We start from the raw sequence: 15,577 nt of genomic DNA on the forward strand, positions 1-15,577 counted from the left end.
GGGCTCCTCACGCAGGGGGCGGATCGGGGACGGCGACCCCGATCATCTGTGCCTGCACAAGGAGAAGACCATTGACCGCGCATGACATTTCTGTGACAGCCGGCGGGGACGGGCCGGCCGTCCCCGCGTGCTGCGCCGCGCCCCGTGGCGCGGCCGCGCCCGAACCCGTGGCCGGGACCGTCACGCCGCGCCGCCCGGCCTCCGGGCGCGGCATGGTCGAGCTGCCCGGCGGCACGTTCCGGATGGGCAACGAGGACGAGCAGGCCAACCCCGGCGACGGCGAGGGACCGGTCCGGGAGGTCACCGTCTCCGCGTTCCGCATCGACGAACACGCGGTCACCAACGCCCAGTTCGCGACGTTCGTGAAGGAAACGGGATACGTGACCGCCGCCGAGCAGTTCGGCTGGTCGTACGTCTTCGCCGGCTTCCTCGCGCCGGAGCACGTCCGGGCCACGCAGGCCCCGGCCGGCACCCCGTGGTGGCGCGGCGTCGAAGGCGCCACCTGGCGCGCGCCCGAGGGCCCCGGCTCAGGCGTCGGCGACCGCGCCCGGCACCCCGTCGTCCACGTCAGCTGGGACGACGCGCACGCCTACGCGCAGTGGGCGGGCAAACGGCTGCCGACCGAGGCGGAGTGGGAGTACGCGGCCCGCGGCGGCCTCGACCAGGCGCGCTACCCGTGGGGCGACGAGCTGACCCCGCGCGGCCGCTGGCGCTGCAACATCTGGCAGGGCGAGTTCCCGGCGGTGAACACGGGCGAGGACGGCCACGTCGGCACCGCCCCGGTCGACGCGTACCGGCCGAACGCCTACGGCCTGCACAACGTCGTGGGCAATGTGTGGGAGTGGGTCGCCGACCGCTTCACGGCGACGCACGACGCGGCCCCCGCGGTGGATCCGCGGGGGCCGGACGAAGGCGGGAACCGGGTCATGCGGGGCGGCTCGTACATGTGCCACGACTCCTACTGCAACCGCTACCGGGTCGCCGCCCGCACGTCCAACACCCCGGACTCCAGCAGCGGCAACTGCGGATTCCGCTGCGCGTATTGAGCCCCTCCGGAGATCGAGGAGCGGGGCCCCGTGAGCCCGGCGACCGCGCCGGGTCAGATCCCGTACACGCGGCGGCCCCCGACAAAGGTCTGCGCCACGCGCGTGGCCCCGATCTCCTCGGGCGCCCCGGCGAACGGATCCCGGTCCAGCACGACGAGATCCGCGAGAAAGCCGGGGGCGATCGTCCCGGTCTCCGCGTCGAGGCCGTTCACGTACGCGCTGCCCGCCGTGTACGCGGTGAGCGCGTCCAGCAGCCCGACGCGCTGCCCGGGCAGGAAGACGGGCGTACCGGCCGGGGCGTCAGGGGCGGTCCGGTTCACCGCGACGTGGATGCCCTGCAGCGGGTCGGGGCTGCTCACCGGCCAGTCGCTGCCGGCGGCGAGGGTCGCGCCGGAGCGCAGCAGCGCCCCGAACGGGTACTGGCGGTCCGCCCGCTCCGCCCCGAGGAAGGGGATCGTCAGCTCGTCCATCTGCGGCTCGTGCGCGGCCCACAGCGGCTGGATGTTCGCGGTGGCGCCGAGCGCCCGGAACCGCCCGATGTCGTCCGGGTGCACGACTTGGAGGTGCGCGAGATGCGGGCGCGTGTCCGACCAGCCGTTGGTCCGCCGCGCCGCCTCCACGGCGTCGAGGGCCTCGCGCACGGCCCGGTCGCCGAGCGCGTGGAAGTGCACCTGGAACCCGTGCGCGTCCAGCGCGGTGACGTACGTCTTGAGGTCCTCCGGCGGGACGAAACTGATCCCGCTGTTGTCCGTCCGGCAGCCGCACGCGTCGAGGTACGGGCCGAGCAGCGCCGCCGTGCCGTTCTCGGCGACCCCGTCCTGCATGATCTTCACGGTCGTCGAGCGCAGCCGGCCACGCGTGCCGGCCGCCCGCCGCGCGACGAGCTCCGGTATCTGCTCGGTGCCGCGCGCCCGGTCCCACCACAGCGCGCCGACCACGCGCGCGGTGAGCCGGCCGTCGTCCGCACACGCCAGATAGGCGTCCGTGGGGTCGGTGAGATTGGCGTGCGAGCCGAGCAGCGCGTCCTGCCAGGCCGTGATGCCGAGCGAGTGGAGCAGCTCCTGGGCGCGCAGCAGGCCGGCGATCCGCTCCTCCCGGGTCACCGGCGGCAGCAGCTCTCCGACCAGGTTCGCGGCGCCCTCCTGGAGCATGCCGGTGGGCTCGCCGGCGCTGTCCCGCTCGATGCGGCCGTCGGCCGGGTCGGGCGTGCGTGCGTCGATCCCGGCACGGCGCAGGGCGGGGGAGTTGACCCACGCCCCGTGGTGGTCGCGGTTGACGAGATACACCGGCCGGTCCGGCACGAGGGCGTCCAGCTCGGCGGCGGTGGGCAGGCCGCCGGGGAAGGCCTCCATCGACCAGCCGCCGCCGGTGATCCACTCCAGGTCCGGACGGTTTCGGGCGTACGCGGTGATCAGCTCGCGGTAGGCGGCGAGCGTGGTCGCCCCGCTCAGATCGCACTGCCCCAGCTCGAGCCCGCCGCCGACCGGATGCGCGTGCGCGTCCTGGAACCCGGGGATCAGCAGCTTCCCCGCCAGGTCGACGACCTCGGTCCGCGGGCCGATGAGCTCGCGCACCTCGTCGTGGCCGACGGCGACGACGCGCTCGCCACGGACGGCGACGGAGGTGGCGCGGGACCGGGCGGGGGAACCGGTGTGGACCGGTCCGCCGGTGAGGACCAGGTCTGCGGGTGCGGTGTCGGGCATGCGGGGCAACTCCTTGTGCGGTGAGGGGGGTTACGGGACTTCGAGCGCGGTCGGCGGGACGGCGTCGGCGTCGGTGCCGCGCCGGGTCGTGAAGTAGGGGGAGCGGCGGCGGTACTTGGCGACGGCCGCCATGGCGAGCCCGGAGACGATGGTGGCCACGGGTACGGAGAGCATGAACCAGCCGTTGTCCGGGCTGAGTTCGAAGTGGTCGCTCATCGTGGCGTAGTCCCGGCCGAGGTAGATGCCGACGCCGAGCAGCACCAGCGCGCCGGCGCCGGGCGCGACGACCGAGCGCAGCGCCTGCGCGGGTGAGGTGCGCAGGGCCGAGCGGAACCGGACGGCGCAGGCCAGCGCCGTCAGTCCGTAGTACAGGGCCACCGTCAGGCCGATCGAGTTCACGGCCGCGAGGATCATCTCGTTCAGCTTCGGGATGGCGAGGGCGAGCAGCGCGACCACGGCCGCGACGGCCATGACGAGCACCGTGCCGATCGCGGGGGAGCCGTACCGCGGGCTGATCCGCGTCCACACGCGGCCCATCGTGCGGTCCCGGCCCATCGCGTACAGGCCGCGCGCCGTCGGGATGACGCTGGACTGCAGCGAGGCCACCGCGGAGAAGAGCAGGGCGAGCAGCGGCAGGCTGGCCACCGGCTCGTCGGCGAGCTTCGCGCCGAGGTAGGTGAGAGCCTGCGGGCCCTGCTCGATCAGTTCCGGCAGCGACATCTCCCGCTGGAAGGCCACGGACCCGTACAGGAACAGCGCGAGCATCGAGAACAGGGCGATGAAGCCGCCGCGGCCCACGTCCCGGACGTCCTTCGTCTCCTCGGTGACGCTGAACGCGGCGTCCCAGCCCCAGAAGAAGAACACCGCGAGCACCAGGCCCTGCGCGAACGCCGTGCCGTCGTGGATCGCGAAGGGGTTCAGCCACGACCACTGGAAGCTGTGCGACCCGGTGACCAGGGACCAGCCGCAGAACCCGAGCAGGACCGCGTACTCGAACACCAGCAGCCACGCCTGCAGCCGGGTCGCCTTGCGGACGCCGGTGACCGCGGTGACGGTGACGACGCCGAGGACCAGCAGGCCGACGACCGTGCTCAGGGCCGTCGAGTTCGGATCGAGGTCGAGGCCCAGCAGCGTGTGCAGATGGGCCTTGTTGGCGAACTGCAGGAAGACCGAGCCGGTCACCGCGCTGGTGTAAGCCATGAAGATCACGGTGCCCACGAGCGTGACCCAGCCGGTGAGGAAGCCGAGCCAGGGGCCGAGCGAGGAGGCGACCCACACATAGCCGCTGCCCATGTTCGGCTCGTCGCGGTTGAGGCGGGCGTACGCCGTCGCGATGCCGAGGATCGGCAGGAAGGCGATGAGCAGGACGGCCGGCGCCTGGAGGCCCACCGTCGCGGCGAGGGATCCCATCCCGATGCCGATGCTCGTGGTGGCGGCCGTGCTCGACGCGGCGATCGCGACGCCGTCGACGACACCGAGGGAACGGCGCAGACCTGGAGGTTCGCTTCTCATGGGCAGACTCCTGTGACCTGAGAACAGGGGATGAACGGGAGGTGTGGCGAGGAGGCTGCGATCAAACCGGCCTTGTCAATGTTGCGTCAATGGTGTTGTCATAAAGGCGCGCGGACAGACCGGAGGAAAGGACGGGCCGCATGGCCGAGGGACGGATCCCGGCGGAGCGGCGGCGCCGCAAGCCGACCAAGTCGGGCGTGGTGCTGTCCGAGGACGTGATCGTCGACTGCGCGCTGCGCCTGGTCGGCCGGCACGGGCCCGACGCGCTGAGCGTGCGACGGCTCGGCGCGGCCCTGGGCTGCGACCCGAGCGCGCTGTACCGGTACTTCCACAACACGGACGATCTGCTGCTCGCACTGGCCGACCGGATCATCGGCGAGGCCCAGTCGGGCTTCGACCCGGACGGCATGCCGTGGGCCGAGGGGCTGCGCGAGATGGCCCTGCGCATCCACCGCTGCTACCGGGAGCACCCGAGGGTGGCGGCGATGGCGGCGTACCGGGTGACGCGCCGGCTCAACGAGTTCCGGGCCGTCGACACCGGCATCGGTCTGCTGCGGCGGGCGGGTTTCGACGACGCGACGGCGGTGCGGTACTACGCGGCCTTCGTGGATACGGTGCTGGGGCATGCGGCGCTGGATGCGGCGCACTTGGCTCTGCCGGTCGAGCGGAGGGAGGCGGATGATCTCGCGTGGGCCGGGGTGTATGCGGGGTTGTCCGCGCGGGAGTATCCGCAACTGGCTTCTGTGCGGGGGCACTTGCCGTTGATGGGCGGGAGCTCTTTCGATGCCGCGCTGGAGTTGTTGCTGGCGGCGTTGGTGGCCGCGGCGCCGGGAGAGGGTGGGTAGGGATTCGTTGCCGGGTGCGGGCCGGTGGGGCTTCTCGCGCGGTTCCCCGCGCCCCTGAGACGCGCACTGCGTGCGGCATCTCAGGGGCGCGGGGCCGGGGCTCAGTCCAGCTGGGCCCGCAGCCATTGTTCGACCTCACCGACGTGCGCCGCGGCAGCGGCCCGCGCCGCCTCCGGATCGTGGGCCACCAACGCCCGGTGGATACGGGAGTGCTCACGCCGGGTCCGCTCGAACGCCCCCTCCTCCTGGTAGCCGCGCCACACCCGGGCCCGGAACGTCCGTGAGGACAGGCCCTCCAGGATCGCCGCCATTGTGTCGTTCCCCGCGGCGGCCACGATGGCCCGGTGGAACGCCAGGTCGTGCGAGAGGATCTCCTCGGGGTCGTCGGTGGCCTCCATCGCCGCCAAGTGCTCCTCGACCTCGGCGAGTTGGGCGCGGGTGATACGGGCGGCGGCCAGCGCCGTCGCCGTCGACTCCAGGATGCGGCGCACCTCGAGCAACTCCACCAGACGTGGACCCCGCGACAGATCCGCGACGACTCCGAACGTCTCCAGCAGGTCCCCGGCCTCGAGCTGCGTGACGTAGATCCCCGAACCGTGCCGGGCCTCCAGGACCCCGAGGACGGTCAGCGCCCGGATCGCCTCGCGCATGGAGCTGCGCGAGATACCGAGCTGCGCCGCCAGGTCCCGCTCCGTGGGCAGGCGTTGCCCCGGCTCCAGCCGGCCGCCGCCGATCATCGCCTTGATCTGCTCGATCGCCCGCTCGGTGACGGTGCCCTTCTGGGGGGCGGTCTGCTCCACGATGACGTCCTCCCGAGTGCGGGTCCGCTCCGTGACGAGGCGCGGTGATGCGGCGCAGTCTAACCAGCCATGTGGTCCGACCACTACCGAGGTGGTCGGACCTTTTCGGGGTCTCGGAGGCGTAAAACCCGAGAAAACTTGGTTCCTAAGGGTGTCGTCGGGACGAAGTGGTCTGATAAATATCTCGGCGCGGCCGGTGCTGGGACGGCAGAACGCCGGTCGCGAGCCCATGACTTCCGGAGCCGAGGAGCGGTCCGATGACTGGCACCACGAAGCGCACCAAGAGTTCGAGAGCGGGAGCGCTGCGCCTGGCGGCCCTCCTGGGGTGCGCCGCCCTCACCCTCAGCGCGTGCGGCAGCACCAAGGACGACGCCGCCGGGGCCGGCGGCGCGGGAGGCGGCGACGGCACGGGCAAGGTCGGCGTCATCCTGCCCCTGCTGACCTCGCCGTTCTGGCAGTCCTACAACGACTACGTGCCGAAGATGGCGAAGTCCGAGAGCGTCGACGCGCTGAAGACGGTCAACTCCAACAGTGACCCCTCGCAGCAGATCACCGACATCAACAACCAGCTCAACCAGGGAGTGAAGGGCCTCGTCGTGGCGCCGCTGGACAGCGCCGCCATCGCCGCCGGACTCGACCAGGCCGAACGCAAGGGCGTCCCGGTCGTCGCCGTCGACGTGGCGCCCGAGAAGGGCAAGGTCGCCATGGTCGTCCGCGCCAACAACGTCGCGTACGGCGAGAAGGCGTGCGCGTACCTCGGCAAGCAGGTCAAGACCGGCAAGGTCGTGCAGATCATGGGCGATCTGGCGTCGGTCAACGGGCGCGAGCGGTCCAAGGCGTTCCGGGACTGCGTCAAGTCCGAGTACCCGAAGCTGAAGGTCCTGGAGATCCCCGCCAAGTGGGAGTCGGACACCGCCGCCTCCAAGCTGGACACCCTCCTCAACGCCAACCCCGACATCAAGGGCATCTACATGCAGGCGGGCGGCGTCTACCTCGCGCCGACCCTCCAGACCCTCAAGTCCAAGGGCATGCTGAAGACGGCTGGCAAGGCCGGGCACATCACGATCGTCTCCAACGACGGCATCCCGCAGGAGTTCGACGCCATCCGCAAGGGCCAGATCGACGCGACCGTCTCGCAGCCCGCCGACTCGTACGCCAAGTACGGCATGTACTACATCAAGGCGGCGATGCAGGGGAAGACGTTCGAGCCGGGTCCGACCGACCACGACTCGGAGATCGTCAAGCTGCCCAGCGGGATCCTCGAGGACCAGCTGCCCGCGCCGCTGGTCACCAAGGACAACGTCGACGACCCCAAGCTCTGGGGAAACACGGTCAAATGACAGCGACCACACCCCCGTTGGTGGAGGCCAGCGGCATCGCCAAGCGGTACGGGCCCACGGTCGCCCTCGCCGACGGACGGCTGACCGTGCGCGCGGGCGAGTCCCACGCGCTGGTCGGCCGCAACGGCGCGGGCAAGTCCACCCTCGTCACCGTCCTCACCGGGCTCCAGGCGCCGGACGCGGGCACCCTGCTCTTCGACGGCGAGCCCGCGCCGCCGCTCGGCGACCGGGAGGCCTGGCGGTCCAAGGTGGCCTGCGTCTACCAGAAGCCCACCGTCGTACCGGAGCTGACGGTCGCCGAGAACCTGTTCATCAACCGGCAGCCCGGATCCCGCCGCGGCTTCTTCAGCTGGAAGAAGCTGCACGCCGAGGCGGAGCGGCTCCTCGACACCTGGGACATCCGGGTCGACCCGGACGCGCGCACCGCCGACCTCAAGGTCGAGGACCGCCAAATGGTCGAGATCGCCCGGGCGTTGAGCGGCGGCGCCCGGTTCATCGTCCTCGACGAGCCGACCGCGCAACTCGACAACCGGGAGATCGAGCGGCTCTTCGCCCGCATGCGCTCGCTCCAGGACTCGGGCGTCACCTTCCTGTTCATCTCGCACCACCTCCAGGAGGTGTACGAGGTCTGCCAGACGGTCACCGTGCTGCGCGACGCCCGCTGGATCACCACGGCACCGGTCGCCGAACTGCCCCGCCCCGCACTGGTGGAGGCCATGGCCGGCGAGGTCATCGCCGAGCAGGCGGCGGCCGCGGCCGAGGCGGTCGTCGAGCAGGACGGCGTGGACGCCCCGGTCGTCCTGGAGGTGTCGGGGCTGACCTCGGACACCTACACCGACGTCGACCTCACCGTGCGGCGCGGCGAGGTCGTCGGGCTCGCCGGATCCAGCGGCAGCGGCAAGATCACCCTCGCCGAATCGCTGGCGGGCCTGCACACACCGACCGCCGGAACCGCTCGGCTCGACGGCGAACGGCTGCCGTTCGGCGACGTCTTCGCCGCGCTCGCCGCCGGAGTCGGCTGTGTGCCCCGCGACCGACACGACCAGGGCCTCGTCACCGGCATGTCCATCGGCGACAACGCCACGATGTCCGTCCTCGGCCGCCTGGGCCGCCACGGATTCGTCGGCACGGACCGCAAGAGGTCCTTCGCCCGCGACCTCATCGACCGCCTCGACATCCATGCCGAGGGCCCCGACCAGCCGGTCTGCGACCTCTCGGGCGGCAACGCGCAGAAAGTCGTCATGGCCCGGGCGCTCGCCTCCGACCCCCGTCTCCTCGTCCTCATCAACCCCACGGCCGGCGTCGACGTGAAGTCCAAGGAATCACTGCTGCGCCGCGTCGACAGCGCCCGCGACGACGGCACCGCGGTCCTCGTCGTCTCGGACGAGCTCGACGACCTCCGCCGCTGCGACCGGGTCCTGGTCCTCTTCCACGGGCGGATCGTCGCCGAGCACCCGGCGGGCTGGAACGACCACGACCTCATCGCCTCTATCGAAGGGGTGGACCGTGACTGACCTCCAGCCACGGGGATCCGCCCCGAACCCCGCTCCCCGAACGCCGGAGGTGCCGGAGAAGAAGGAGTCCACCATGGCTGACACACAGGCCCCGTCGGCCCCGGCGACGAAGGCCCCGGCCCGCCCCGGAGGCACCGGAACCGCGAAGAGCGTCCTGCTGCGACGGGCCCGCGAACTCGCCCTCGTCCCCGCGCTGATCCTGCTGCTGATCCTCGGCGCGATCGTCAACGACTCCTTCCTCACCGAACGCAACCTGATCTCCATCCTCGGCGCCTCCGCCGCCCTCGCGATGGTCGTCCTCGCCGAGTCCCTCGTGCTCATCACCGGCAAGTTCGACCTGTCCCTCGAATCGGTCGTCGGCATCGCCCCCGCCGTGGGCGCCCTGCTGGTGCTGCCGGTCGCCCAGTCCGGCTGGGGCACCGAGTTCCCCGCCGTCCTCGCGCTGCTCGCGATCCTCGTCGTCGGCGGCGCCATCGGCGCCTTCAACGGCATCCTCGTCGTCAGGTTCAAGCTCAACGCCTTCATCGTCACGCTGGCGATGCTGATCGTGCTGCGCGGTCTGCTCGTCGGCGCCACCAAGGGCAAGACCCTGTTCGGCATGCCCGACTCGTTCTTCTCGCTGGCGACGACCACGTTCCTGCGCATCCCCCTGTCGGTGTGGCTCGCCGCCGTCTGCTTCGGCGTGGCCGGCGTCGTCCTCAAGTACCACCGCGTGGGCCGCGCCCTCTACGCGATCGGCGGCAACGCGGACGCCGCCCGCGCCGCCGGCATCCGCGTCGAGCGCGTCATGCTCGGCGTGTTCGTCGTCGCGGGAGTCCTCGCCTCGGTCGGCGGCATCATGCAGACCGGCTACGTCGGCGCCATCAGCGCCAACCAGGGCAACAACATGATCTTCACGGTGTTCGCCGCGGCGGTCATCGGCGGCATCAGCCTCGACGGCGGCAAGGGCACCATGTTCGGCGCGCTGACCGGTGTGCTGCTGCTCGGCGTCGTGCAGAACCTCCTCACCCTCGCCCAGGTGCCGTCCTTCTGGATCCAGGCCATCTACGGCGGAATCATCCTGCTCGCCCTGATGATCGCCCGCGTCACCACCGGCCGCGCCCAGGACTGACCGAAGCCCCACACCTGCCCGAAAGGCAACACGTGTCCGCAACCACCCCCCGTGTCACCGCGGTCGACACCTACGACATCCGCTTCCCGACCTCCCGGGAACTGGACGGCTCCGACGCCATGAACCCCGATCCCGACTACTCGGCCGCGTACGTCGTACTGCGCACGGACGCCGCGGACGGGCACGAGGGGCACGGCTTCACGTTCACCATCGGCCGCGGCAACGACGTCCAGGTCGCCGCGATCAGGGCGCTGAGCCACCACGTCGTCGGCCGGCCCCTCGACGAGCTGTGCGCCGACCCGGGCAGCCTCAACCGCGACCTGGTCGGCGACAGCCAGCTCCGCTGGCTGGGACCCGAGAAGGGCGTGATGCACATGGCGATCGGCGCCGTCGTCAACGCCGCCTGGGACCTCGCCGCCAAGCGGGCCGCCAAGCCGCTGTGGCGGCTGCTCGCCGAGGCGGAACCCGAATGGCTCGTCCGCCAGATCGACTTCCGGTACATCGCGGACGCGCTCACCCCCGAAGAAGCCCTGGAACTGCTGCGAGCGGGGCGCGACGGCGCCGCCGAGCGCACCGCCCGCCTCCTGGAGCGCGGCTACCCCGGCTACACCACCTCGCCCGGCTGGCTCGGCTACTCCGACGAGAAGCTCACCCGTCTCGCCCGGCAGGCCGTCGCCGACGGCTTCACCCAGATCAAGCTCAAGGTCGGCGCCGACCTCGACGACGACATCCGCCGCTGCCGCACCGCCCGCGAGGTCATCGGCCCCGACGTCCGGATGGCGATCGACGCCAACCAGCGCTGGAACGTCGACGAGGCGATCCGGTGGACCCGGGCGCTCGCCGAGTTCGACCCGTACTGGGTCGAGGAGCCCACCAGCCCCGACGACATCCTGGGCCACGCCGCGATCCGCGAGGCGGTCGCCCCCGTCAAGGTCGCCACCGGCGAACACGTCCAGAACCGCATCGTCTTCAAGCAGCTGCTGCAGGCCGGTGCCATCGACATCCTCCAGATCGACGCCGCCCGGGTCGGCGGCGTCAACGAGAACCTCGCGATCCTGCTGCTCGCCGCCAAGTTCGGCGTCCCCGTCTGCCCGCACGCGGGCGGCGTCGGCCTGTGCGAACTCGTCCAGCACCTGTCGATGTTCGACTACGTCGCCCTGTCCGGCACCACCGAGGACCGCGTCATCGAGTACGTCGACCATCTGCACGACCACTTCCTCGACCCCGTCGTCATGGAGGAGGGTCACTACACGGCCCCGGCCGCACCCGGCTTCTCCGCCGCCATGCGGGCGGAGTCCATCGCCGAGTTCACCTACCCCGAAGGGGAGTTCTGGGTGAAGGACCTGGCCGAGCACGCACCGACGCACACGAACGGAGCCGCAGCATGACCGACAGCGCCAGCCTCCAGGACTTCGCCGGACTCAAGGCCCTCGTCACCGGCGGCGCCTCCGGCATCGGCCGCGCCACCGCCGACCTGCTCGTCGCGCGCGGCGCCGACGTCGCCGTCCTCGACCGCGACATCACGGCCGTGGACAAGCCCCTGCGCGGCCACGCCGCCGACGTCACCGACGACGAGACGGTCCGCGCCGCCGTGGCCGCGGCCGTCGCCGAGCTCGGCGGACTCGACATCCTGGTCAACAACGCGGGGATCGGCGCCCAGGGCACCGTCGCCGACAACGACGACGCCGAATGGCACCGCGTCCTCGACGTCAACGTCGTCGGGATGGTCCGCGTCGCCCGCGCCGCCCTGCCCGCCCTCCGGGAATCGCGGCACGCCGCGATCGTCAACACCTGCTCCATCGCCGCCACCGCGGGCCTCCCGCAGCGCGCCCTGTACGCCGCGTCCAAGGGCGCCGTGTACTCCCTCACCCTCGCCATGGCCGCCGACCACGTACGCGAGGGCATCCGCGTCAACTGCGTCAACCCCGGCACCGCGGACACCCCGTGGATCGGCCGGCTCCTCGACGCGGCCGACGACCCGGCCGCCGAACGCGCCGCCCTCGAAGCCCGCCAGCCCACCGGCCGGCTGGTCTCCGCCGACGAGGTCGCGGGCGCCGTCGCCTATCTGGCGAGTCCGCTGTCCGGCGCCACCACCGGCACCTCCCTCGCCGTCGACGGCGGCATGCAGGGCCTGCGCCTGCGGCCCGCGGGACAGTGACACCGATGCGCACCCGCACCCTGGGCCGCGCGGCAGTACCGGTCACCGAGCTCGGCTTCGGCGCCGCCGGCATCGGCAACCTGTACACCGAGGTCCGCGACGACGAGGCGTACGCCGCCGTCGACGCGGCCTGGGACGCCGGTGTCCGCTACTTCGACACCGCCCCGCACTACGGCATCGGCCTGTCCGAGCGACGCCTGGGCGCGTACCTGCGCACCCGGCCCTCGACCTCGTACACCCTGTCCACGAAGGTCGGCAGGCTCCTGGAGCCGTACGACGGCGGGGGAGACGACCTCAGGAACGGCTTCGCGGTGCCCGCCTCGCACCGCCGTGTCTGGGACTTCAGCGCGGCCGGGGTGCGGCGCTCCATCGAGGACAGCCTCGGCCGGCTCGGCGTCGACGCGATCGACGTGGTGTACCTGCACGACCCCGACGACCACGCGGAGCAGGCCTTCGGCGAGGCGTACCCGGAGCTGGAGCGGCTGCGCGGCGAAGGGCTCGTGTCGGCCATCGGCGCGGGCATGAACCAGGCAGGCATGCTGACCCGGTTCGTCCGCGACACCGATGTCGACGTCGTCCTGTGCGCCGGGCGCTACACCCTGCTCGACCAGCGGGCCCTGACCGGACTGCTCCCCGCGGCGGCGGCCCGCGGCGTCCGCGTCGTCATCGGCGGCGTCTTCAACTCCGGGCTGCTCGCCGACCCCAAGGAGGGCGCCACCTTCGACTACGCCCTCGCCCGGCCGGACGTCCTGGCGCGAGCAGGGGAGTTCAAGCAGCTGGCCGAGCGGCACGGCACCACCCTGCGCGCCGCCGCGCTCGCCTTCCCCTTCGGGCACCCGGCCGTCACCAGCGTCCTCGTCGGCACCCGCTCGGCAGCCGAAGTCGCCGACACCGCGGAGCAGTTCGCCGCCCCGGTGCCCGCGGAGTTCTGGGCCGAGGCCCGCTCCAGGAAGCTGCTCGCCGCAGACGTCCCCACCCCCGAACAGGAGCAGCACGCGTGAGAGTCGCCCTGCACACCAAGGTCCGCGCCGACCGCGTCGAGGAGTACGAGGCCGCACACCGCGAGGTCCCCGCCGAGCTGGTCGCCGCGATCCGCGCGGCCGGCGCCACACGGTGGACGATCTGGCGCAGCGGCACGGACCTGTTCCACCTCCTGGAGTGCGCGGACTATCCGCGGATGCTCGCGGAGCTGGAGCGGCTCCCGGTGAACATCGCCTGGCAGGCCCGCATGGACGAGCTCCTCGACGTCGCGCACGACTACTCGGCGGACGGCGCCGCGGCGGGCCTGCCCGTGGTCTGGGAACTGCCGTGACGGCGCCGGCGGGGATCATCGACGCCCACCACCACGTCTGGGACCTGTCCGTCCGGGACCAGGACTGGATCACCGGACCCGAACTCGCGCCCATCCGGCGGAACTTCACCCTCGACGACCTCGCCCCGGACGTGCGGGCGTCGGGCGTCGGGGCCACCGTCCTCGTGCAGACGGTCACCGTCGCGGAGGAGACCCCCGAGTTCCTCGCGCTCGCCGAGCGCAGCGACCTCGTCGCGGCCGTCGTCGGCTGGACCGATCTGACCCGCCCCGACGTGGCCGACACCCTCGCCGCGCTGGGCCGGCTCCCCGGCGGCCGCCACCTCGCGGGCATCCGGCACCAGGTGCAGGGCGAGCCCGACCCCGAATGGCTGCTCCGCCCCGACGTGAGCCGGGGCCTGGCCGCGATCGCCGCGGCCGGCCTCGTCTACGACCTGGTGGTGCTCCCGCACCAGCTGCCCGCCTGCGTCAAGGCGGCCGCCGACCACCCCGAACTCCTCTTCGTCCTGGACCACTTGGGCAAGCCGCCGATCGCCGCCGGTGACCTCGAGCCGTGGCGCACCCACGTGCGCGCCCTCGCGGCGCTGCCCAACACGGTCTGCAAACTCTCCGGCCTGGTCACCGAGGCCGACCGGGCGACCTGGACCGTCGAGACGCTGCGCCCCTTCGCCGACACGGTCCTGGACGCCTTCGGCCCCGGGCGCGTGATGTTCGGCTCGGACTGGCCGGTGTGCACGCTCGCCGCGACCTACGGCCAAGTCGTCGACATCGCACGGGAGTTGGCGGGCGGCGCGGACGAGGACGTGTTCGCTGGGACCGCCCGGCGCGTCTACCTCAGCCGGGTGGGCGGCAGGAACTCCCGTACGTAGGTCCGCTCCCACCACGCGCCCGTCGCGCGCAGCTCGCGCCACGTCGTGTACCGGTAGCGGTACACGCGGGCCCGGATGTGCGCGGGCGGCGCGTCGGGGAACGGGCAGTGGCGCAGCAGCCGCAGCGTGTCCCGGTCGCCCTCCAGGAGCCGCTCGACGAGCCCGTTGAACCAGGGGCGGGCGTACGCCGGTGACAGCGCGGCGAACCACATCATCCAGTCGAGCCGCAGATGGTACGGCGCGAACTGGCGCGGCAGACGGCGCGGATCGCCCGGCTTGCCCTTGAACTCGTAGGCGCGCCAGTCGGATGCGGCCCGCGGCTGCGGGTCGGTGGTGCCCTCGATCACGATCTCCTGCCGGATCCGGCCGACGGTGCCGAACGCCCCGTACGTGTTGACCAGGTGCAGGGAGTCGTACGACCGGTTCATGGACTGGCGCCGGGACAGCAGATTGCGCACCGGGCGCAGGCTCAGGCCCGCCACCAGCGCGGTCAGGGCCAGGACGACGACCACGTACCCCATCGGGGCCGGCGGCAGGGCGGGCGGCGCGTGCAGCGGGGTCAGGTCGAGGGCGAGGACGGCGAGGAGCACCGTCAGCCAGTTCAGCCACGCGAAGTTGCCGGACAGGATCAGCCACAGCTGGGTGACGATCATCGACGAGGCCGCCACCGTGGCGACCGGCTGCGGGGCGAACAGCAGGAAGGGCACGACGAGTTGGGTGACATGGTTCGCCGCCGCCTCCACCCGGTGCAGCGGCCGCGGCAGATGGTGGAAGAACCAGCTCAGCGGGCCCGGCATCGGCTGGGTCTCGTGGTGGAAGTACAGACAGGTCAGCTTCCGCCAGCACGCGTCGCCGCGCATCTTGATCAGGCCCGCCCCGAACTCCAGGCGGAACAGCACCCACCGCGCCAGGAACAGGACGAGGACCGGCGGCGCCACCTCGTCGTTGCCGAGGAACACCGCCAGGAAGCCGACCTCCAGGAGCAGTGACTCCCAGCCGAAGCCGTACCAGGTCTGCCCGACGTTCACGATCGACAGGTACAGCGCCCAGGGCGCCAGCCACAGCAGCATCGCGCCCCACAGCGGCAGCAGCCCGTCGACGCCCGCGAGCAGCGCCGCGGCGAGCAGCGCCCCGGTCCACGCGCACCCCGCGAAGAACCGGTCCGAGTAGTGCAGCCGGAACAGCGTGGGTGCCCGCCGCCACGGCACCCGCGCCAGGAACCGCGGCACCGGCAGCATGCCGCGCTCCCCGATCAGCGCCCGGAACTGCAGCGCGGCCCCGGCGAACGCGACGAGGTACACCGCCGCCAGGCCGCGCTGGAACACCAGGCGGCTCAGCCAGTGGTCGCAGGTGCCGAACCAGTTCACGCC

The 15,577-nt window shown here is 72.2% G+C and carries 14 protein-coding genes; 10 read left to right on the forward strand and 4 right to left on the reverse strand.

Features of this window, described 5'->3' with window-relative positions; all coding sequences use genetic code 11:
* The first annotated feature begins 71 nt into the window (after window positions 1–71).
* Window positions 72–1,046, forward strand: coding sequence for a formylglycine-generating enzyme family protein (locus tag ACVHNB_RS14740; RefSeq protein ID WP_428950722.1), 975 nt, complete (start codon window positions 72–74; stop codon window positions 1,044–1,046).
* A 53-nt stretch (window positions 1,047–1,099) separates the two neighbouring features.
* Here the strand turns inward: ACVHNB_RS14740 and ACVHNB_RS14745 are convergent, their stop codons facing one another.
* Both ACVHNB_RS14745 and ACVHNB_RS14750 read right to left on the reverse strand, forming a co-directional pair.
* A complete protein-coding gene (locus ACVHNB_RS14745; RefSeq protein ID WP_456228293.1) occupies window positions 1,100–2,749 on the reverse strand; it encodes an amidohydrolase in 1,650 nt (549 codons plus the stop codon).
* 30 nt (window positions 2,750–2,779) lie between these two features.
* Window positions 2,780–4,261 carry an APC family permease gene (locus tag ACVHNB_RS14750; RefSeq protein ID WP_428950720.1) on the reverse strand — a complete coding sequence of 494 codons (1,482 nt, stop codon included), beginning with the start codon at window positions 4,259–4,261 and terminating at the stop codon, window positions 2,780–2,782.
* 140 nt (window positions 4,262–4,401) lie between these two features.
* On the opposite strand from ACVHNB_RS14750, the gene ACVHNB_RS14755 reads away from it, so the two are divergent.
* The gene (locus tag ACVHNB_RS14755) at window positions 4,402–5,106 is read left to right on the forward strand and encodes a TetR/AcrR family transcriptional regulator (protein ID WP_456228294.1); all 705 of its coding nucleotides are present in this window, start codon (window positions 4,402–4,404) and stop codon (window positions 5,104–5,106) included.
* A 101-nt stretch (window positions 5,107–5,207) separates the two neighbouring features.
* Here ACVHNB_RS14755 and ACVHNB_RS14760 read toward each other — a convergent pair whose 3' ends face one another.
* Window positions 5,208–5,906, reverse strand: a complete 699-nt coding sequence (locus ACVHNB_RS14760; protein ID WP_428950718.1) for a FadR/GntR family transcriptional regulator — start codon at window positions 5,904–5,906, stop codon at window positions 5,208–5,210.
* 257 nt (window positions 5,907–6,163) lie between these two features.
* Here ACVHNB_RS14760 and ACVHNB_RS14765 point away from each other — a divergent pair, with 257 nt between their 5' ends.
* The 8 genes from ACVHNB_RS14765 to ACVHNB_RS14800 all read left to right on the forward strand — a co-directional run bounded on the left by ACVHNB_RS14765 (window position 6,164) and on the right by ACVHNB_RS14800 (window position 14,207).
* Window positions 6,164–7,246, forward strand: a complete 1,083-nt coding sequence (locus tag ACVHNB_RS14765) for a sugar ABC transporter substrate-binding protein (protein ID WP_428950717.1) — start codon at window positions 6,164–6,166, stop codon at window positions 7,244–7,246.
* Window positions 7,243–8,760: a sugar ABC transporter ATP-binding protein gene (locus tag ACVHNB_RS14770; RefSeq protein ID WP_428950716.1), complete on the forward strand. Its 1,518-nt coding sequence runs from the start codon at window positions 7,243–7,245 to the stop codon at window positions 8,758–8,760. Before ACVHNB_RS14765 ends, ACVHNB_RS14770 begins: the two co-directional genes overlap by 4 nt.
* Before the next feature lie 73 nt (window positions 8,761–8,833).
* Entirely contained in the window at window positions 8,834–9,871 is a 1,038-nt protein-coding gene (locus ACVHNB_RS14775; protein WP_428950715.1) for an ABC transporter permease, read from the forward strand.
* 32 nt (window positions 9,872–9,903) lie between these two features.
* A complete protein-coding gene (locus ACVHNB_RS14780; RefSeq protein ID WP_428950714.1) occupies window positions 9,904–11,259 on the forward strand; it encodes an L-fuconate dehydratase in 1,356 nt (451 codons plus the stop codon).
* On the forward strand, window positions 11,256–12,029 hold the full coding sequence (locus ACVHNB_RS14785) for an SDR family NAD(P)-dependent oxidoreductase (protein WP_428950713.1): 774 nt from the start codon (window positions 11,256–11,258) through the stop codon (window positions 12,027–12,029). Before ACVHNB_RS14780 ends, ACVHNB_RS14785 begins: the two co-directional genes overlap by 4 nt.
* A gap of 5 nt (window positions 12,030–12,034) precedes the next feature.
* A complete protein-coding gene (locus ACVHNB_RS14790; protein WP_456228295.1) occupies window positions 12,035–13,030 on the forward strand; it encodes an aldo/keto reductase in 996 nt (331 codons plus the stop codon).
* Entirely contained in the window at window positions 13,027–13,341 is a 315-nt protein-coding gene (locus tag ACVHNB_RS14795; protein ID WP_428950711.1) for an L-rhamnose mutarotase, read from the forward strand. The genes ACVHNB_RS14790 and ACVHNB_RS14795 overlap by 4 nt, the downstream gene beginning before the upstream one ends.
* The gene (locus ACVHNB_RS14800; protein ID WP_456228296.1) at window positions 13,338–14,207 is read left to right on the forward strand and encodes an amidohydrolase family protein; all 870 of its coding nucleotides are present in this window, start codon (window positions 13,338–13,340) and stop codon (window positions 14,205–14,207) included. The genes ACVHNB_RS14795 and ACVHNB_RS14800 overlap by 4 nt, the downstream gene beginning before the upstream one ends.
* Here the strand turns inward: ACVHNB_RS14800 and ACVHNB_RS14805 are convergent.
* Entirely contained in the window at window positions 14,168–15,574 is a 1,407-nt protein-coding gene (locus ACVHNB_RS14805) for a lipase maturation factor family protein (protein ID WP_456228297.1), read from the reverse strand. The two genes, ACVHNB_RS14800 and ACVHNB_RS14805, sit on opposite strands and share 40 nt — an antisense overlap.
* Window positions 15,575–15,577 lie beyond the last annotated feature (3 nt).

This window comes from Streptomyces sp. YJ-C3 (assembly GCF_053891275.1).